The organism is Caldibacillus debilis DSM 16016, assembly GCF_000383875.1.
In the GTDB taxonomy this organism is placed as follows: Bacteria; Bacillota; Bacilli; order Bacillales; family Caldibacillaceae; genus Caldibacillus; species Caldibacillus debilis.
The window spans coordinates 12,656-31,191 of sequence record NZ_KB912887.1; the positions used below are offsets into that span (position 1 = coordinate 12,656).

Sequence of the window (18,536 nt, forward strand, 5' to 3'; positions counted from 1 at the left end):
ATGATGCTGAAAAAACAGACGGTATGGTTTTTAACCATGTTAAGCCTGGTCATCGTTTTGGCCGTATATTATCTTTCGTTGCCGGAAAATAACAGGGATCTTTCGGCGGTCAGCGAAAAAGGGAGTTCGCAGGAAAAATCCGGAGGCGAAGGGAACCCGGAAGATACGTCCGGTTTGACCGGCGATGAGAACTTTGAAGCGATCCGCCTGCAGCTGCAGGACGAAAGGAGCAGAAAGATGGAAGAGCTGCAGGCCATCGCCGCCTCCACCGATTTATCCGCCGAGGAAAGGAGCCGGGCGAAGGATGAAATGGACCAGCTGAGCAAAAACGCGGAAAAGGAAAAATTGCTCGAGTCGCTGATCACCTCCACTCTCGGCTATGAAGACGCCCTCGTCCGCGTCGACGGGAACGAGGTAAGGATTACCGTAAAAGGGCAGGAGCCGTCAAGGGCGAACGCCAATGAGATCATCCATCTCGTTCTGAAGGAAGTGGGAACCACCCAGGTCAACGTCGCCTTCCAAAAAGAACAGACGAACGATTCAAAATAAGGAAATGTCCGGTCCTCCTGATGAGAGGATCTTTTTTGTCCCGCTTCAGCCGGTTTTCGTGGAAAAGCCGCTGGGGAGCGGCATCCTTTTTGCTTTTTGGCCAGTTGGGAATCGCCTCATCTGTCATGTGGCCGTTCCAAGAGCGGCTTCCTTTTTGCTTTTTCGCCAGGCCGGATCCGGGTAAGGGCTTCCATGGCGGCCCGGCATTTTTCCGAAACGCGGGAACGGAAGCAGCGGCCGCCCGGCCCGATCCCTTTTCAATGGTGGTTGAATCGGAGAAATGGGTTATTGTATGATATTAGTAGCTAGTCACAAAAATAAAGGGGTGTGTTTTTTTTGCTGAAAGTGCAGGAGATACGGGAATTGATCCGTTTAGTCGACCAATCCAGCCTGGAAGAATTCAAATACGAATATGACGGCATGAAATTGGAAATGAAAAAGAGAAAAATCCTCCCGGAAACGGCGATGGAGGCGCCGGTCCGTCAACCGGCGGCGGAGCGGACCCAGGAACAGCCGGGGAATGCCGAAGCGGAGGCCGGCCGTTCCCTTGCCGTGAAGGTAGAGAATGAAGGAAAACCCGCGGTTGCCGAACCGTCCCCCGCAAAGGAAGAGGGCGGACAGAACGCCGGGGAAAATCTCCATAAGATCACGTCGCCGATGGTCGGCACCTTCTATCAGGCACCGTCGCCCGGCGCGGAACCTTACGTGAAGATCGGTTCGAAAGTGAAGAAAAACACGGTCGTCTGCATTATTGAAGCGATGAAGCTGTTCAACGAAATCGAAGCGGATGTGGAGGGGGAAATCGTCGATATCCTGGTGAAGGACGGACAATTGGTGGAATACGGCCAGCCGCTGTTTTTGGTGAAGGAAGAATAAGGGGTGGCTGCAGTGATCAGGAAAGTTTTAATCGCGAACAGAGGGGAAATCGCCGTCAGGATCATCCGCGCCTGCAAAGAGCTCGGCATCGAAACGGTCGCCGTCTATTCCACGGCGGATCAGGACGCCCTCCATGTGCAGCTGGCCGATGAGGCCTATTGCATCGGGCCGAATCCGTCCAAGGACAGCTATTTGAACAAAACGAACATTTTGAGCGTCGCCAAATTGACCGGCTGTGACGCCGTTCATCCCGGTTACGGGTTTTTGGCGGAGAACGCGGACTTTGCCGAACTGGTCAATGAATGCCAGTTGATTTTTATCGGGCCGAGCCCGGAGGCCATCGCCAAGATGGGGCTGAAAGACGTGGCCAAAGCGACGATGAAGGAAGCGGGCGTTCCCGTCGTTCCCGGTTCCGACGGCATTGTTTCCGACAGTGAAGAGGCGGTGAAAATCGCCGAAGACATCGGTTATCCGGTCATTATTAAAGCGACGGCCGGCGGCGGGGGAAAAGGGATCCGCGTCGCCCGAGACCGGGATGAACTGATCAAGGGCTTGAGGATCACCCAGCAGGAGGCGATGACCGCCTTCGGGAATCCCGGCGTCTATTTGGAGAAATGCATCGAAGATTTCCGCCACGTGGAAATTCAAATTTTGGCCGACCGTTACGGAAACGTGATCCATTTGGGAGAACGGGATTGTTCGATTCAAAGGAGATTGCAAAAATTGGTGGAGGAAGCCCCGTCTTCGGCCATCGACGAGGAAATCCGGAATCGGATGGGGGAAGCGGCGGTCCGGGCCGCCAAAGCCGTCGGCTATACCGGCGCAGGGACGGTGGAATTTATTTTCGACGTGCAAAACAAGAAGTTCTACTTCATGGAAATGAACACGAGGATTCAGGTGGAACACCCCGTCACGGAGCTGGTGACCGGCATCGACATCGTCAAGGAACAGATTTTGATCGCATCAGGCGAGAAATTGTCCTATAAACAGGAGGATATCCGTTTTGACGGCTGGGCGATCGAGTGCAGGATCAACGCGGAAAACCCGCTGAAAAATTTTGCCCCGTCCCCGGGGAAGATCCGGATGTACCTCCCGCCGGGGGGATTTGGCGTGCGCGTCGATTCCGCCGCCTATCCCGGCTACAGCATTCCGCCCTTTTACGATTCCATGATCGCAAAGCTGATCGTTCACGGGAAGACGCGGGAAGAAGCCATCGCCCGGATGAAGCGGGCGTTGGGCGAATTTGTGATCGAAGGCGTGCATACGACCATCCCCTTCCATTTGAATTTGATGGATCATCCGGCATTCAAGGAAGGAAAGTTTAACACAAAATTTCTTGATATTCACGATGTGATGAAGGAAACTAAAGAAGGAGGTGTATCGCATGGCTGAAAATAATCCGCTGGAAATGGTGAAAGAAGGCTTGGGCAAAATCGAGATCGCCCCTGAAGTGATCGAGGTGATCGCCGGGATCGCCGCCTCGGAAGTAAAAGGGGTTGCGACGATGCGCGGAAATTTCGCGACGGGCGTGGCGGAACGCTTGGGGAAAAAATCCCACAGCAAAGGCGTCCGCGTCGATTTGTCCAACAATCAGATCATTATCGATGTTTATTGCGTCTTAAATTTCGGCGTTTCCATTCCGAAGGTGGCCAAGGAAATCCAGGAAAATATCCGTCAGGCGCTTTTGAACATGACCGGACTGGAGACGGATGAAATCAACGTCCACATCGTCAACATCAATTTTGAATCGCAAAAGGAACCAGCCGTCGAAGAGTGAGACTTTGCCAAGGCGGAGAACCCGCTTTGGCTTTTTTATTCCCCTTCGGGGCGGCCGGTGCCGGCACTTTTCTTATCATTTTTGTTATGTTATGATCATGTTGATCGATTTTGGCAATGAGAGGTGCGTCCATGAAGAGGAGGACAGCCAGAGAAAAGGCGCTGCAAACCTTATTTTCCATCGACATCGGCAAGATCCGGCCCCAGGAGGCCTATGAACATATGGCCGGCGAAGGGGAAGCGGATGATTTTTTCAAGGATCTCGTCTTCGGCACATGCGAACGCCTGCCGGAGATTGACCGGTTGATCGAAGAACATTTGGAACATTGGAAGCTGGAAAGGCTGCCGGCGGTGGAACGAAATCTGTTGCGGATGGCGGTCTACGAGATCGTGTACCGGGAAGACATCCCCGCGGGGGTTGCCGTCAACGAGGCGGTGGAAGTCGCCAAAAAATACGGGGATGAAAAATCCGGCCGGTTTGTCAACGGCGTTTTGGCAAAAATCATCGATCGCCGTGGCGAATGAGGAGGAACGGGGCCCCGCGCGGGGGAACCGTCCGCCGGCATCGGCCGGCAAAAAGGAACCGGCGAACGGAGGGGGAAAAGGTGACAGCGAAGATCATCGACGGAAAAGCGATCGCACAAAAATTGCGGGAAAGATTGAAACGGGAAGTGGATGATTTAAAAGAAAAGGGCATCACCCCCGGATTGGCGGTGATTTTGGTCGGGGAGGACCCGGCGAGCCTGACCTATGTGCGCAACAAGCGGAAGGCCTGCCGGGAAATCGGGATCCGGTCTTTTTTATTTTCCCTTCCCGAAACGGTTTCCGAAGGGGAGCTCGTCCGAAAGATCGAAGAATTGAACAAGGATGAACAGGTTCATGGAATTTTGGTCCAATTGCCCTTGCCCTCCCATGTGAACCCGGCAAACATCCTTCCGCGCATCCACCCGATGAAGGACGTGGACGGATTCCATCCCCTCAATGCCGGCAAGTTGATGGCCGGAGAAAAGACCTTCATTCCCTGCACCCCTTTGGGGATTTCCGTCCTTTTGAAGGAGATCGGATGCCGGGTGGAGGGGAAACACGCCGTTGTCGTGGGCCGATCGAATATCGTCGGGAAGCCGGCGGGGCAGCTTCTTTTGAACATGAACGCCACCGTCACCTATTGCCATTCGAAAACGGCGGATTTGCAAAAATTCACCTCCATGGCGGATATTTTGATCGTCGCCTGCGGGAAGCCGAATCTGATCGGCGCCGGCCACGTGAAGGAAGGGGCGGTCGTCATCGACGTAGGCATCAACCGGGACGAAAGCGGGCGGCTGACCGGCGACGTGAATTTTGAGGAAGTCAAGGAGAAGGCCGGTTTCATTACCCCCGTTCCCGGAGGGGTCGGGCCGATGACGATCACCATGCTTTTGTCCAACACGATCCAGGCGGCCAAGCAAATCCACCGCCTGCCGTGGCCTTGATTCTGCCGGAAAAGCCCGGGACCCGGTCCCGTCCGGGGAGATCGAGCGGCCGGGATAAGGGTTCCCCGATGAAGCCTTGGCGGTGAAGCCGATTTGCGAGGGCGGGCCTTCGCCGGAAACGGGAAGCTTCCGGAACGGAAGGCCGGAGACCGGTATCGGAGCCCTCTCTTCCGTCAGCCGGATCTTTCCTTTCCGCGGGCCCGGGAGACGGAAGGGATGCTTTGTATTTTCACGATTTTCAAATAAAGGTGATTCTATGGCGGAGTTCCGTTATTTGACCGTATCCGCATTGACGAAATACATAAAGAGGAAATTCGATTACGACCCCCACCTGCAAAACCTCTATGTCAAGGGCGAGATTTCCAACATGAAAAAACATACGAGCGGCCATATTTATTTTACCTTGAAGGACGCCGGCGCCCGGATTCTGGCCGTCATGTTTTCTGCATACGCCCAAAAGGCCGGGTTTCAGCCGGAAGACGGCATGCACGTCTTGGTGCGGGGGGATGTATCCGTTTACGAACCGTCCGGCAATTACCAGATCTATGTGAAGGAAATCCAGCCGGACGGCATCGGCAGCCTGTATTTGGCCTATAAACAACTGGAGGAAAAACTGGCGAAGGAAGGGCTGTTCAGGCGGGAGCATAAAAAACCGATTCCCCGCTACCCCCAAACCGTCGGGGTCGTCACTTCGCCGACGGGCGCCGCGGTCCGGGACATCATCACCACGATCCGCCGGCGCTACCCGATCGCCCGGATCATCGTCTATCCGACCCTCGTTCAGGGAAAACAGGCCGCTCCTTCGATCGTCCGGGCGATTGAAACGGCGAATGCCCGCGGGGAAGCGGATGTGCTGATCGTCGGGCGGGGAGGCGGTTCCATCGAAGAACTGTGGGCGTTCAATGAAGAGGCGGTAGCCCGGGCCATTTTCCGCTCGAAAATCCCGGTCATTTCCGCCGTCGGCCATGAAACCGACGTCACGATCGCCGATCACGTCGCCGACTTGAGGGCGCCGACCCCCACCGGCGCCGCCGAACTGGCCGTCCCCCACATCGACGAGCTGCTGGAGAAGATCTTCCAATTAAAAATCCGTTTGACGCGCTCGGCAAAGGAAAGGACGGAAAGGGCGAGGGTCCGGCTTTCCCGCCTGGAAAACTCCTACGCCTTCCGCTTTCCGCAAAAACTTTACGAGCAGAAAATGGAACAGCTGGACAAAACATTCGACCGTTTGCAAAAATTATTGGTAAAATCATTGAAAGAAAAAGGGGAACGCCGCGAGGCCCTCTGCCGGCGTTTGTGGAAATTTAAACCGGCGGCCGTCCTGCGGGAAAAGGCGGAGGAGGTGAAGGTGCGGGAAAAACGGCTGAACCGCCTGGCCGCCGACATCCGCAAGCGGAAGGAGCGGGAATTTCTCAACCTGCTGAATACGCTGGAAGCGGTGAGCCCCTTAAGGACGATGGAGCGGGGCTACAGCATCGTCTATCACGAAAAGGGAAATCTCGTCAAGAGCGTCCGGGATGCCAAAATCGGGGATCAAGTCTACATTTACGTCAAAGACGGGAATCTCCATTGCGAAGTGAAGGAACGGGAGGAGTCGGGAAACCGTGGATAAAAAGGAAGAACTTACATTCGAACAGGCGATGGAAAAATTGGAGCGGATCGTGGAAAGCTTGGAAGAAGGGGATGTTCCCCTCGAGGAAGCGATCGCCAAATATAAGGAAGGCATGGATTTGGCCAAGATTTGCCATCAGAAGCTGAAGAACGCGGAGGAGCAGCTGACGCAAATCCTGAAGGATAACGGTGAAGTGGATAATTTCGTCATTGAGGAGGAGTAGGCTTGCCGTCGATCGAAGAGCGGATGAAAGAACAGATCGGGGAACTGCAGGGACAGCTGCAAGAGTACATCGACCGCCTGGATGCCCCGAAAACGCTGAAGGATTCCATGCTGTATTCGCTCCAGTCCGGGGGAAAGCGGATCCGCCCCCTGCTCCTTTTCGCCACGCTGGAGGCCTTTCGGAAAGATTGGCGGGCGGGGCTGCCCGTCGCCTGCGCCGTGGAAATGATCCATACCTATTCCCTCATCCATGACGATCTGCCCTGCATGGACGACGACGATTTGCGCCGGGGAAAACCGACCAACCATAAGGTTTTCGGGGAAGCGGTGGCGGTGTTGGCCGGAGATGCGCTGTTGACATACAGTTTCCAAATCCTGTCTGATGCCCCTCCCGCCCTTCTGGACGACCGGAAGAAAATCCTGATCATTTCCGAACTGGCGAGGGCCGCTGGTCCGGAAGGGATGGTCGCCGGCCAAACCTTGGACATGGAGGCGGAAGACAGGAGGATCTCCCTGGAGGAGTTGGAATCGATCCATCTGCACAAAACGGGAAAATTAATTTCCTTTTGCGTAAAGGCCGGGGCCATTCTGGCCGACGCCGATGAAAAGACCCAGGCCAAACTGTCTGAATTCGCCCGCCGCATCGGGCTCGCCTTCCAAATTCGCGACGACATCCTGGATATCGTCGGGAAGGCGGAGATTTTGGGAAAGAACGTGGGGAGCGACCAGTCCAAGAAAAAGAGCACCTATCCCGCCTTGCTCAGCCTGGAGGGGGCCGATAAAAAATTGGAGGAAACCATCTTCGCGGCCAAGACGATTTTAAGGGAACTGCCCTTGGAAACCTCCTCCCTGGAAAGGATTACCGAGCAAATCTGGAAGCGGGAAAATTGAATCTGCAAAAACGGACAGGCGGAAGGTTGGATTTCATTTCGTTTTCATGGTTCAAAACGTTATAATGGAAGGAAAGGAAAATTTGAACGGGAAGCGGAGTGATCCGAAGATGGATCTTTTGTCGATTAAAGACCCGGGTTTTTTAAAACGGATGACCATTCCGGAACTGGAGGAACTGAGCGAAACGATCCGCAAGTTTTTAATTGAAAAGCTGTCGGTCACCGGCGGCCATATCGGCCCCAATTTGGGCGTCGTCGAGCTGACCATCGCCCTGCACCGCTCCTTCGACAGCCCGAAGGACAAAATCATCTGGGACGTCGGGCACCAATCCTACGTCCACAAAATTTTGACGGGCCGGGCGAAGGATTTTGACCGGTTGCGGCAATACGGGGGGATCAGCGGGTTCCCGAAGCGGAGCGAAAGCCCCCACGATGTCTGGGAAACCGGCCACAGTTCCACCAGCCTGTCGGCGGCGATGGGGATGGCCGTCGCCAGGGACTTGCGCAAGGAAAGCTATTACATCGTCCCGGTGATCGGCGACGGCGCCCTTACCGGGGGGATGGCCCTCGAGGCGTTGAACCATATCGGCCATGAAAAGAAGAACATCATCGTCATCCTGAACGACAACGAGATGTCCATCGCGCCCAACGTCGGCGCCTTGAACAACATCCTGGGCCGCCTGCGGACCGCGCAAAAATACAACTGGGCGAAGGAAGAGCTGGAAACCTTGCTGAAAAAGGTTCCCGCTGTCGGCGGCCGCCTCGCCTCCACCGCGGAAAGGCTCAAGGACAGCCTGAAATACATCTTCGTCCCGGGGATGTTTTTTGAAGAGCTCGGCTTCACCTATTTCGGGCCGGTGGACGGCCACAAATTTGAAGACCTTTTGGAAAACATCGGCTATGCCAAAAGGACGGAAGGCCCGGTCCTGCTCCATGTCGTCACGAAAAAAGGGAAGGGCTACCGCCCCGCCGAAAACGACCGGGTGGGAAATTGGCACGGAACGGGGCCCTATAAAATCGAAACCGGCGATTTCATCAAGCCCGTCGACGCCCCGCCGGCCTGGAGCAAGCTGGTCAGCGAGACGGTGAGGAAAATGGCGCGGATGGACCCCCGGATCGTGGCGATCACGCCCGCCATGCCCGTCGGTTCCAAATTGGAAGGCTTCCAGAAGGAATTCCCCGACCGGATGTACGATGTGGGCATCGCCGAGCAGCACGCCGCGACGATGGCGGCGGGTTTGGCCGCCGCCGGCATGAAACCTTACCTGGCGATCTATTCCACCTTTTTGCAGCGGGCCTACGACCAGGTCGTCCATGACATTTGCCGGCAAAATTTGAATGTTTTCATCGGCATTGACCGGGCGGGCCTGGTCGGCGCCGACGGGGAAACCCATCAGGGGGTTTTTGACATCGCATTCTTAAGGCATTTGCCGAACATCGTCATCATGATGCCGAAGGACGAAAACGAAGGCCAGCACATGGTGTACACGGCGCTGACTTACGACGACGGCCCGATCGCCATGCGTTTCCCCCGCGGCAACGGTCTCGGGGTTCCGCTGGACGAAGAATGGAAAAGGATCCCGATCGGCACTTGGGAAATTTTGCGGAACGGGAAGCAGGCGGCCATCCTGACCTTCGGGACGACGATCCCGATGGCCCTGGAAGCGGCGAAGATCCTGGAAAAATACGGGATCCGCTGCATGGTGGTCAACTGCCGGTTCATAAAACCCCTCGATGAAAAAATGCTCACCGATATTTTGAACATGCATATTCCGATCTTGACCGTCGAAGAAGCGGCCCTCGCGGGCGGTTTCGGGAGCGCCGTCCTCGAATTCGCCCACGATGCGGGCTTCAGCCACGTCAACATCCGGCGGATGGGCATCCCCGACCGTTTCATCCAACACGGCAGCGTGAAGGAATTGTACCGGGAGATCGGCTTGACCCCGGAAAACATCGCCAAGCAGATGATAAGCATGATGGAGAAAATTTCAAAAAGGGCTTAGCAAAATGAAAGAGGAGAAAATCAGGATCGATCAACTGCTCGTGGAAAAAGGCTTTTTTGAAACGAGGGAAAAGGCCAAACGGGCGATCATGGCCGGGCTGGTATACACGGAAAACCGGCGGCTGGAAAAGCCGGGCGAAAAGGTCCCCAAATCCTTGCCCGTTGCGGTGAAGGGGGATCCGATGCCCTATGTTTCCAGGGGAGGTTTTAAGCTGGAAAAGGCGTTAAAGGCATTCGGCCTTTCGGTGAAAGGGAAGATTTTCCTCGATGTGGGGGCTTCCACCGGCGGGTTTACCGATTGCGCCCTGCAAAACGGGGCAAAGATATCTTACGCGGTCGATGTCGGATACAATCAGCTGGCTTGGAAGCTCCGCACCGATCCGCGGGTCGTCGTCATGGAAAGGACGAATTTCCGCTACATGAAACCGGAGGATTTGCGCTACGGGATGGCGGAATTTGCCGCCATCGACGTCTCCTTCATTTCCCTGGAAAAAATTTTGCCGCCGCTGAAGGCCATGCTCGTGCCGGACAGCGACGTCGTCGCCCTGATCAAACCCCAATTCGAAGCGGGCAAGGAATCCGTCGGAAAGAAGGGGATCGTCCGCGATCCGGCGGTGCATGAAAAAGTCATCCGCGACATCGTCCGTTTCGCCCGTTCCGAAGGTTATGGCCCCCGGGGGCTCACCTTTTCCCCGATCACCGGCGGGGACGGGAATATCGAATTCCTTCTCCACCTGAAATGGCCGTGCCCGGATCCGGATGCGGCCGATTTGCCCGATTCGGCGATCGGAGAAGTGGTGAAACAGGCGCACCGGGAATTCCATAAATAGTGTCTGTCCCATGGCGAAAAAATCCGGGAATCCTTCCTTCCCGCCCGGGCTTCCGGAAAAGGAGCTCCCGGATCCGCCCCCCGTTTCAAACAAACCCTGCCGCCGTCCTTCCGGCGGATCGTCCCCCTCTTTTCTCCCGTTTCTCCGGGAATATGCCAAAACCCCCTCTGAGTTCCGATTCGCCCCGAAATTTCCACATCAAGTATCCCTTTTCGTCCGCATTCTTTTGTATAATGGGGTTAAATGGAGATTCTTCGGAAAACGGGCCCTGTACGAGGTGAAAAAATGAACAAAGAAAAAAGGCATTTCAAAATTAAGGAACTGATCCAGAAATACGAAATAAAGACCCAGGACGAGCTCGTACATTATTTATCAAAGGAAGGATTTCACGTTACCCAGGCGACCGTATCCCGGGATTTGAAAGAACTGCATCTGGTCAAGGTCCCGTCCCCCGGCGGGGGGTACAAATACAGCCTGACCCAGGAACAAAACGTTTCCGTCGTCCCGAAATTGCAGAAACTTTTAACGGATGTTCTCGTGAAGGTGGATTACGCCCAGCACCTCGTCGTTTTGAAAACGATTCCCGGAAACGCCCATCCGGTGGGGGTGCTGATCGACCAATTGGATTGGAAGGAAATCGTGGGCACCGTTTGCGGGGACGACACCTGCCTGATCATCACGCGGAACAACGGCGACGCATCGAAACTGACGAAACGTTTCCGTGAGCTGTTAACCTAGGAGGGAAGCAGGATGCTTTCGGAATTGTCGATAAAAAATTTCGCCATTATCGATTCCATTTCCCTTTCCTTCGACGACGGGTTTACCGTTTTGACCGGGGAAACGGGGGCGGGAAAGTCGATCATCATCGATGCCATCCAGCTTTTGATCGGCGGCAGGGGCTCCGCCGAATATGTCCGCCACGATGCGGAAAAGGCGGAAATCGAAGGGCTGTTTCTCCTCGATGAAAACCATGCGGCCGTGGAGAAACTGAAAGAATTCGGCATCGAGCCCGACGAAGGGACGCTTATTTTAAAACGGGATATTTACAGCAACGGAAAAAGCGTCTGCAGGATCAACAGCCAGCTGGTCACCCTTTCGGTGCTGCGGGAGATCGGGACAAAACTCGTCGACATCCACGGTCAGCATGAAACCCAGGAATTGATGAACGAGCGGAATCATCTCTTCTTGCTCGACGAATTCGCGGGCGATCCGGTCAAGGAGGCTTTAGCGGATTACCGGGCCCTGTACCGGCGGTATGCGGATCTGAAAAAAGAGTGGAAAAACTTGAGCGAAAACGAGCAGCAATTGGCGCAGCGGCTCGATTTATTGAAATTCCAGTGGAAGGAAATCGCCGACGCCCGGCTGGAGCCGGGAGAAGACGAAGCGCTCGAAGCGGAAAGGAAGAAATTCATCCATTTTGAGCGGCTGTATCAATCCTTATCCGCCGCCTATGACGCCCTGTCCGGCGAAGGGAAGGCCATGGACTGGCTCGGAATCGCTTTAAGCCAACTGGAAAATGCCGCGGAGATCGATCCGTCCTGGCAAAGATATCAGGAAAATTTTTCTTCCAGCTATTATGCGCTGGAGGATATCATGCACCAGCTGCACGACCGGCTGGATGAAATGGAATACGATCCCGAGCGGATCCATTACGTGGAGAGCCGGCTCGACGAAATCCACCGGCTGAAACGGAAATACGGGAAGACCGTCGCGGAAATTTTGGATTATCACGGAAAAATCGCAAAGGAAATCGAAAAGATTGAAAATAAGGAAAGCACCCTTTCCGAACTGGAAAACAAGATCCGGGCCGCGGAAGCGGAATTGCGCGATAAGGCAAACCGGCTCACCGGACGGCGGAAGCAGGCGGCCGAAGTGTTAACCTCGGCGATCCAAAAGGAATTAAAAGCGCTGTACATGGATAAAACTGTATTTAAGACCGTCTTTCACGAAGCGGGAGACCATTTGACGGAAAACGGGGCGGACCGGGTGGAGTTTTTCATCAGCACGAATCCCGGGGAACCGCCAAAGCCGCTCGCCAAAATCGCCTCCGGCGGCGAATTGTCCCGGATCATGCTCGCCTTGAAAACGATCTTCTCCAAACACCAGGGAAGGACGTCGATCATCTTCGATGAAGTGGACACTGGCGTCAGCGGCAGGGTGGCCCAGGCGATCGGCGAAAAAATTTACCAGATTTCCGTCTCTTCCCAGGTGCTGTCCATCACCCATTTGCCCCAGGTGGCCGCCTTGGCCGATCAACATTATCATATTTCAAAAACCGTCGTTCAAAACCGGACGATCACCTCGGTGAAAAAACTGGACGAAAAGGAACGGGTTGAAGAAATCGCCCGCATGCTGTCGGGCGCCAAAATGACCTCGGCGACGGAACAGCACGCCAAGGAAATGATTGATTTGGCGAAAAAAGTAAAAACAAAGGCCGCAAAGGCCCTGCCGGCTGCAGGAAAATAAGGCATAGGGCGATTTGGCAAACCTTTTCCCCCATGGGGAAGAATTCCTTTTTGCGCATGATTTTTTGCCTCCGCCCTCCTTATAATTATTCCCGCCGTCAGGCAAGCTATGTAGTGTAGTCGTATTGGGTGGAATAGAAGCGGGGAGAGTGAATCATTTGAAAACGGATGCCATTCGAAAAACAGTCGGCTTTCTTCTCCTTGTTTCTTTCGTTTTCTTCGGCTTTTTTACACCGGCGGGAAAAATCTTGCAGACACCTTTTCAGCTGACATTGTTTGAAGGCCAGGAACAGGCGGTTTCTTCCGCCGCGGGGATCCGGGCGGACAGCGGCTCCGACCGGATCGGAATCGCCTATAAAGAGGAAGGCCTCGCCATCACCGGCAAACGGACCGGGAACGGGGAAGTGACCGTCCATTACGGTTCGATTCCCTTAAAAAAGGTTGACGTCCAAGTATTGGAAAACATCCGGGTCGTCCCCGGCGGCCAGTCCATCGGCGTCAAGATTCACTCCAAAGGGGTGCTCGTCGTCGGCCACCATCTCGTCGAAACGGATGAGGGAACGTTTTCTCCCGGGGAAAAGGCTGGAATCCGGGCCGGGGACCTGATCGTCAAGATGAACGGAAAAACGGTGGAAGAATTGGCGGACATTTCCCCTTATGTCCAAGAATCGGGAAGGAAAGGAACTCCCCTGTCGGTCCTCGTCCAGCGCCATGACGGGAAAACCTTCGAAGCGAAAATCACCCCGGCAAAGGCCAAGGGGGATGAAAAATACAAGCTAGGCCTTTACATTCGCGATTCGGCGGCCGGCATCGGCACGATGACCTTCTACGATCCGAAGACGAAAAAATACGGGGCCCTCGGCCACGTCATTTCCGACATGGACACCAGGCTTCCGATCGCCGTGAAAGACGGCTATATTGTCCCCTCGACCGTCACCTCCATCCAAAAGGGAACGAACGGCTCCCCCGGAGAAAAAATGGCAAGAATTTTAGCGGACAAGGAACGGATCGGCAACATCTTCGCCAACAGCCAGTTCGGCATATTCGGGACGCTGGATAAGCCGGTGGAAAACGGGATGCTCGACCAAGCGATTCCCATCGCCCTGTCCCATCAGGTGAAAAAAGGCCCGGCGGAGATATTGACGGTTGTGGAAAACAATAAAGTGGAACGGTTCCAGGTAAAAATCATCAGCACCGTTCCGCAAAAATTTCCGGCGACGAAAGGACTGGTGATCAAAGTCACCGATCCCCGGCTGCTGGAAAAGACCGGCGGCATCGTCCAGGGAATGAGCGGCAGCCCGATCATCCAAAACGGGCGGTTAATCGGTGCCGTCACCCACGTCTTTGTCAATGACCCGACCACCGGTTACGGGGTGCATATCGAATGGATGCTGAATGAGGCGGGGATTAAGATCCCGAAAAAAGAGCTCGAAAAAGCGGGCTGAGGCGGGGAGAAAATCCCCGCTTTTTTTCTGAAATTGTCGAAAAAGAAAGAATAAATAGGAATATATATATATTTTTACATATTTTAAAAAATCAAAAGGATTTTTCGTTGCGATATGGAAATTATAAGTTAAAATAGGTTTAGAAAGACGATTCGAAAAGTTTAGTCAAGGAGGAATTTTTTAGGTGAAAAAAATCAGGGTTTGCATTGCCGACGACAACAAGGAACTGACGAAATTGTTGGAGGAATACATAAACAGCCAGCGGGACATGGAAGTGATCGGAATTTTCCACAACGGCCAAGAATGCGTAAAGATGATCGACAGCCTCGAGGCGGACGTCCTTCTGTTGGATATTATCATGCCCCATCTGGACGGTTTGGCCGTCCTCGAACGGATCAAGAAAAACGGGTCGAAATTATGCGTGATCATGCTTACCGCCTTCGGCCAGGAGGATGTGACGAAAAAGGCGGTGGAATTGGGCGCCTCCTACTTCGTTTTGAAACCCTTTGACATGGAAAACCTGGTCAGCCAAATCCGCCAAATCCGGGGAGAAGAGAATTATTCCGTCCCGTCGTCGGTTTCTTCCTACCGAAGCGCGAATCAGGGAGAAGACCGGCAATACAAAAACTTGGACGCCACCATCACCAGCATCATTCATGAAATCGGGGTCCCGGCCCATATCAAAGGCTACATTTATTTGCGGGAAGCGATCGCCATGGTTTACAAAGATATCGAACTGCTCGGCTCGATCACGAAGGTGCTCTATCCGGACATCGCCAAAAAATATAATACGACCGCCAGCCGGGTGGAACGGGCGATCCGCCACGCCATCGAAGTCGCCTGGAGCCGGGGTAACATCGAATCGATTTCCTCCCTCTTCGGCTACACCGTCAGCATGACCAAGGCAAAACCGACCAATTCGGAGTTCATCGCGATGGTCGCGGATAAATTAAGACTGGAACATAAAGTGAGTTAAACGTCGATATGACGCGGTTTTAAACACGTCAATTGCGGAATTCATTCCGGTGAATGATTCGTTAGAATTCCGATGAATTTTTCGTCACCATTCCGGATTCAATCACTCGGATTATATATGCTTGCTTTAACAGCGGCAATTTATTGGTATTTCTGGCATTCCACAGCAAATCATAATTGGAAAAATTTTTAAAATCGTGAAAGACAGAGTTTGATGACGAAAATTCACTAATTGTCACTGACAATGTTTTTCGCATCGAAGCCGCCCGGCGTGCAAAAAACTGTAAAAGGCCCGCGGCGATCCAAACACTTTAAATGACAAAGCTCATGCATGTTCTTGCGTGAGCTTATTTTTTGTTAAAAAGGCCCCCGAGTGTTATACCAATCGATGATACAGTTGACAAGGCGAAACGGGGGACGTTATTAAGCCTTGTCAGCGTGAAAGCGTAAAAAGAATACTCCATCAACAAACGCGGATATTTTTAAAATGTACGTTGACGCAGTTTGATCCGGCTTAAATCGCGGACATGGGGACGAAGACTTGCGGAACATAAGATTTTTTTTGAAAACGGACGCATCAAGGGTTTGAATGCTGCCGGCCATATTAAAGCCGGCGAATCGGATTTATGCCAATCATTTTTCAGCCTCCGCCAATCGATCGAATGATTTATTGGGGGAGTTCTTTTTGTTGAAGACGCAAGGAAATATGCACTTTTGGCAAAAACAAAGACGGCTGGGAGCGGAACTTGAAAATCCGGCATTTTTTCCTTTCCGCCCTTTCTTAAGGAAATCCCTGTTTCACTTGTCATTATTTTGTTAAAATGAAGGTGCTGAAAATGGGAGGGTAAATGAGATCTCAATGAATTTCAACGATGGATAAAGGATTATTACGAAAGCAAGGGATGGGCGGAATTGGACATCTTTATCCGCATCGGATTTTTGGCGGAAGAAACGGGTGAGGTCGCCCGGGCGATCAGAAGCCCTGGAAATCGGGAGGGACAGGCCCGATGAACCCGCGGGCTCCCTTTAGGAAAACAAGCGGAAATTGACCGAGGAGCTGGGCGATGTGTTGGGAAACTTGATCGTGATTGCGAACCGGTACGAAATTCCTCTGGAAGAAGTATTTCAATCCCCTAAGAAAAAACTGTCGGAACGCTATTCGAAGGTTTAGGTTCCTTTCCGAATCGTCCTGAAAATCCCCTTTTCGTTCCTCCCGGCGGCGCCGCCGCACCGTCCCGTCGTTTGCCTTCCATAAAGAAAGAAATTTCATCCGTCATCCGCGGTGCAAGGCACTTGCGCGGTGCGGCCTCTCCTTCATCCGTGATGCACCCGCTTCAATGCCGGCTGAAGGAGTGAGAAGGATTGCATGTTCGTAAACGGTTGAGACGCGAAAAGGAGAATCGGACATGATTGTTCTGGAAACACGAAGGCTGATCTTAAGGGAGTTCGAAGCCGAAGATCTTGAACCGCTCCACCGGATTTTTTCGGATCCGGAAACGATGAAGTATTATCCGGCCCCCTTTCCCGTGCAAAAAACCCGCGACTGGATCAGGCGCAATCAGGAAAGGTACCGGTATGACGGTTATGGGCTGTGGGCGGTTTGTTTGAAGGAAACGGGGGAATTGATCGGCGACTGCGGTCTTGTCAAGCAAATCATCGATGTCGGAACGGAAGTGGAGATCGGCTACCACATCAACAAAAAGCACTGGTCCAAAGGGTTCGCCACGGAAGCGGCCCAGGCGTGCAAGGACTACGCCTTCGAAAGATTGGGTATAAGCAAGCTCATCTGCATCATCGACCCGGGGAATGCCCCGTCCATCCGAGTGGCGGAGAAGATCGGGTTCACGAAGGAAAGGGAAGCGTTCATTTTCGGCAAGAACCATGCGATTTACGCGGGGACGAAAGAAAGCGGCGCGGGGATGGAACGGACTGCATTCGGCAAATAGGAAAAAAGGGATCGCGGATAAACCCGTTGATCCGCGAACGGAACGGACGGCACCCGGCAAGTGGACGGGAAAAAGGACCGCATCCGGCGATTAGGACGGGGACAAAAGCTGCCTGAACCCATCAGGCGGTTTTTTACTTGTCCGGGAATCCGCCGTTCACGGCAACGGGCTTTTCGGAAGAGGAATAATCCCATGGAACGTTGAATTCTTTAAGAAGGGGGAGGCCTGCCGGCGGAGATTGTCGCCGGGCGGGAATCCGCCGCCCGTCCGCCCATTTAAGCCCCTTTCGGCGCGCAGCGGATTTCTTCTGTCCCTTCCCTCCCCTCAATAAAAACATGGTTGAAAAATTTTTTTGGAACGAAGGTGAAGACGAATGTCACTGATTTTTGCCCACCGCGGCGCAAGCGGGACTCATCCCGAAAACACGATGCTTTCCTTTTACGAGGCGGAAAGGGTAAAAGCGGACGGCATTGAACTCGACGTCCAATTGACGAAGGACGGCGAAGTGGTGATCATCCACGACGAAACCGTCGACCGGACGACCGACGGGAAAGGGAAGGTCAAGGATTTTACCCTGTCCGAAATCAAAAAGCTGAATGCCGCCCACCAATTCCAGAAGGGCCGGCTCAAGGCGGAGATCCCGACCCTGGAAGAATTTATGGAATGGTTTGTCAAAACCGATTTGGTCTGCAATATCGAGCTGAAGACCTATACGATTGAAAATAACGAATTGGAAAACAAAGTGCTCGATCTGATCAAAAAGTTCCGGGCGGAGGACCGGATCATCCTCTCCTCCTTTAACCATTACAGCATTTATTATTGCCGCTTGCGGGCACCGGAAATCGAAATCGCCCCGCTGTTCATGGAAGGCCTGTACCAGCCCTGGGCGTACGCGAAGGGCATCCGCGCCGAAGGGATCCACCCGTACCATAAGGCCTGTCCGACGCAGCTCGTCATCCAATCCCAGGAAAACGGGATCAAGGTTCGGCCCTTCACCGTGAACAAAGAAAAGGATTTGATCCGGTTCTTTCAGGCCGGGGCTGAGGCCGTCATCACCGACTATCCGGAAAGGGCGCGGCGGCTCAGGGAATCGTTGGGCCTTTGAGCGGAAAACCGCAAAGGGCCGCATTCTTTCATCTTTTTTTAAAACGCTTTTGCACCTTGTTCCGTTTTTTGTCGCGGTGAAAGATAAACCCGCCGACAAAAAAGATTCCGAAAACAAAGAAGAGCAGGCCGGCGATCGTCTGGGACGCCGTACCGGGAAAGGGCGGATTCACGATGCCGAACAGGGAGTCCCGCATCAGCTTTACGCCCCACGCGGCAAGAATGCCGGGCACGAGGAGAATGAGGAAGGCAACGGTTCTCATCATGGCGAATTTTCCTTTCCGATAAAAGGTGCTCAAAAAAAGCATAATGGAAAAGGGAAAATTGTCAAGGCAAGGGACTTCGATTACAATAGTGCTATGAAAAAATTTTCAT

Annotated in this window: 18 protein-coding genes and 1 pseudogene; 18 read left to right on the forward strand and 1 reads right to left on the reverse strand. The window is 53.5% G+C overall.

Annotated elements, in window-relative coordinates; all coding sequences use genetic code 11:
* The 18 genes and pseudogenes from A3EQ_RS0108475 to A3EQ_RS0108590 all read left to right on the forward strand — a co-directional run bounded on the left by A3EQ_RS0108475 (nucleotide 1) and on the right by A3EQ_RS0108590 (nucleotide 18,162).
* The gene (locus tag A3EQ_RS0108475; protein ID WP_020154745.1) at nucleotides 1-549 is read left to right on the forward strand and encodes a SpoIIIAH-like family protein; all 549 of its coding nucleotides are present in this window, start codon (nucleotides 1-3) and stop codon (nucleotides 547-549) included.
* A gap of 339 nt (nucleotides 550-888) precedes the next feature.
* Nucleotides 889-1,425 (forward strand): acetyl-CoA carboxylase biotin carboxyl carrier protein, encoded by a 537-nt coding sequence (gene accB, locus A3EQ_RS0108485; protein ID WP_026499843.1) that lies wholly within the window; start codon nucleotides 889-891, stop codon nucleotides 1,423-1,425.
* A gap of 12 nt (nucleotides 1,426-1,437) precedes the next feature.
* Complete coding sequence (accC, locus tag A3EQ_RS0108490; RefSeq protein WP_020154748.1) at nucleotides 1,438-2,817, forward strand: acetyl-CoA carboxylase biotin carboxylase subunit; 1,380 nt, start codon at nucleotides 1,438-1,440, stop codon at nucleotides 2,815-2,817.
* Nucleotides 2,810-3,202, forward strand: a complete 393-nt coding sequence (locus A3EQ_RS0108495; RefSeq protein ID WP_020154749.1) for an Asp23/Gls24 family envelope stress response protein — start codon at nucleotides 2,810-2,812, stop codon at nucleotides 3,200-3,202. Before accC ends, A3EQ_RS0108495 begins: the two co-directional genes overlap by 8 nt.
* A gap of 131 nt (nucleotides 3,203-3,333) precedes the next feature.
* Nucleotides 3,334-3,726 carry a transcription antitermination factor NusB gene (gene nusB, locus A3EQ_RS0108500; protein WP_020154750.1) on the forward strand — a complete coding sequence of 131 codons (393 nt, stop codon included), beginning with the start codon at nucleotides 3,334-3,336 and terminating at the stop codon, nucleotides 3,724-3,726.
* A gap of 80 nt (nucleotides 3,727-3,806) precedes the next feature.
* On the forward strand, nucleotides 3,807-4,670 hold the full coding sequence (gene folD / locus A3EQ_RS0108505) for a bifunctional methylenetetrahydrofolate dehydrogenase/methenyltetrahydrofolate cyclohydrolase FolD (RefSeq protein ID WP_026499844.1): 864 nt from the start codon (nucleotides 3,807-3,809) through the stop codon (nucleotides 4,668-4,670).
* A 256-nt stretch (nucleotides 4,671-4,926) separates the two neighbouring features.
* The gene (xseA, locus tag A3EQ_RS0108520) at nucleotides 4,927-6,282 is read left to right on the forward strand and encodes an exodeoxyribonuclease VII large subunit (RefSeq protein ID WP_020154754.1); all 1,356 of its coding nucleotides are present in this window, start codon (nucleotides 4,927-4,929) and stop codon (nucleotides 6,280-6,282) included.
* On the forward strand, nucleotides 6,275-6,505 hold the full coding sequence (gene xseB, locus A3EQ_RS0108525) for an exodeoxyribonuclease VII small subunit (protein ID WP_020154755.1): 231 nt from the start codon (nucleotides 6,275-6,277) through the stop codon (nucleotides 6,503-6,505). Before xseA ends, xseB begins: the two co-directional genes overlap by 8 nt.
* Nucleotides 6,506-6,528: 23 nt before the next feature.
* Nucleotides 6,529-7,395, forward strand: a complete 867-nt coding sequence (locus A3EQ_RS0108530) for a polyprenyl synthetase family protein (RefSeq protein WP_040369262.1) — start codon at nucleotides 6,529-6,531, stop codon at nucleotides 7,393-7,395.
* 109 nt (nucleotides 7,396-7,504) lie between these two features.
* Nucleotides 7,505-9,397 carry a 1-deoxy-D-xylulose-5-phosphate synthase gene (gene dxs / locus A3EQ_RS0108535; RefSeq protein ID WP_026499846.1) on the forward strand — a complete coding sequence of 631 codons (1,893 nt, stop codon included), beginning with the start codon at nucleotides 7,505-7,507 and terminating at the stop codon, nucleotides 9,395-9,397.
* Nucleotides 9,398-9,401: 4 nt separating this feature from the next.
* Complete coding sequence (locus A3EQ_RS0108540; RefSeq protein ID WP_020154758.1) at nucleotides 9,402-10,226, forward strand: TlyA family RNA methyltransferase; 825 nt, start codon at nucleotides 9,402-9,404, stop codon at nucleotides 10,224-10,226.
* Between the two features lie 285 nt (nucleotides 10,227-10,511).
* Nucleotides 10,512-10,964 carry a transcriptional regulator AhrC/ArgR gene (gene ahrC / locus A3EQ_RS0108550; RefSeq protein WP_020154760.1) on the forward strand — a complete coding sequence of 151 codons (453 nt, stop codon included), beginning with the start codon at nucleotides 10,512-10,514 and terminating at the stop codon, nucleotides 10,962-10,964.
* Nucleotides 10,965-10,976: 12 nt separating this feature from the next.
* Nucleotides 10,977-12,692 carry a DNA repair protein RecN gene (gene recN, locus A3EQ_RS0108555; protein WP_020154761.1) on the forward strand — a complete coding sequence of 572 codons (1,716 nt, stop codon included), beginning with the start codon at nucleotides 10,977-10,979 and terminating at the stop codon, nucleotides 12,690-12,692.
* 148 nt (nucleotides 12,693-12,840) lie between these two features.
* Nucleotides 12,841-14,136, forward strand: coding sequence for a SpoIVB peptidase (gene spoIVB / locus A3EQ_RS0108560; protein WP_020154762.1), 1,296 nt, complete (start codon nucleotides 12,841-12,843; stop codon nucleotides 14,134-14,136).
* 184 nt (nucleotides 14,137-14,320) lie between these two features.
* Nucleotides 14,321-15,112, forward strand: a complete 792-nt coding sequence (gene spo0A / locus A3EQ_RS0108565) for a sporulation transcription factor Spo0A (protein WP_020154763.1) — start codon at nucleotides 14,321-14,323, stop codon at nucleotides 15,110-15,112.
* An 875-nt stretch (nucleotides 15,113-15,987) separates the two neighbouring features.
* Nucleotides 15,988-16,282, forward strand: a pseudogene (locus tag A3EQ_RS20810) (MazG nucleotide pyrophosphohydrolase domain-containing protein).
* Nucleotides 16,283-16,517: 235 nt separating this feature from the next.
* Complete coding sequence (locus A3EQ_RS0108580; protein WP_020154765.1) at nucleotides 16,518-17,057, forward strand: GNAT family N-acetyltransferase; 540 nt, start codon at nucleotides 16,518-16,520, stop codon at nucleotides 17,055-17,057.
* A 373-nt stretch (nucleotides 17,058-17,430) separates the two neighbouring features.
* On the forward strand, nucleotides 17,431-18,162 hold the full coding sequence (locus A3EQ_RS0108590; protein ID WP_020154767.1) for a glycerophosphodiester phosphodiesterase: 732 nt from the start codon (nucleotides 17,431-17,433) through the stop codon (nucleotides 18,160-18,162).
* A 28-nt stretch (nucleotides 18,163-18,190) separates the two neighbouring features.
* Here the strand turns inward: A3EQ_RS0108590 and A3EQ_RS0108595 are convergent, their stop codons facing one another.
* Nucleotides 18,191-18,427 carry a DUF2627 domain-containing protein gene (locus tag A3EQ_RS0108595; RefSeq protein ID WP_020154768.1) on the reverse strand — a complete coding sequence of 79 codons (237 nt, stop codon included), beginning with the start codon at nucleotides 18,425-18,427 and terminating at the stop codon, nucleotides 18,191-18,193.
* Between the last annotated feature and the right edge of the window lie 109 nt (nucleotides 18,428-18,536).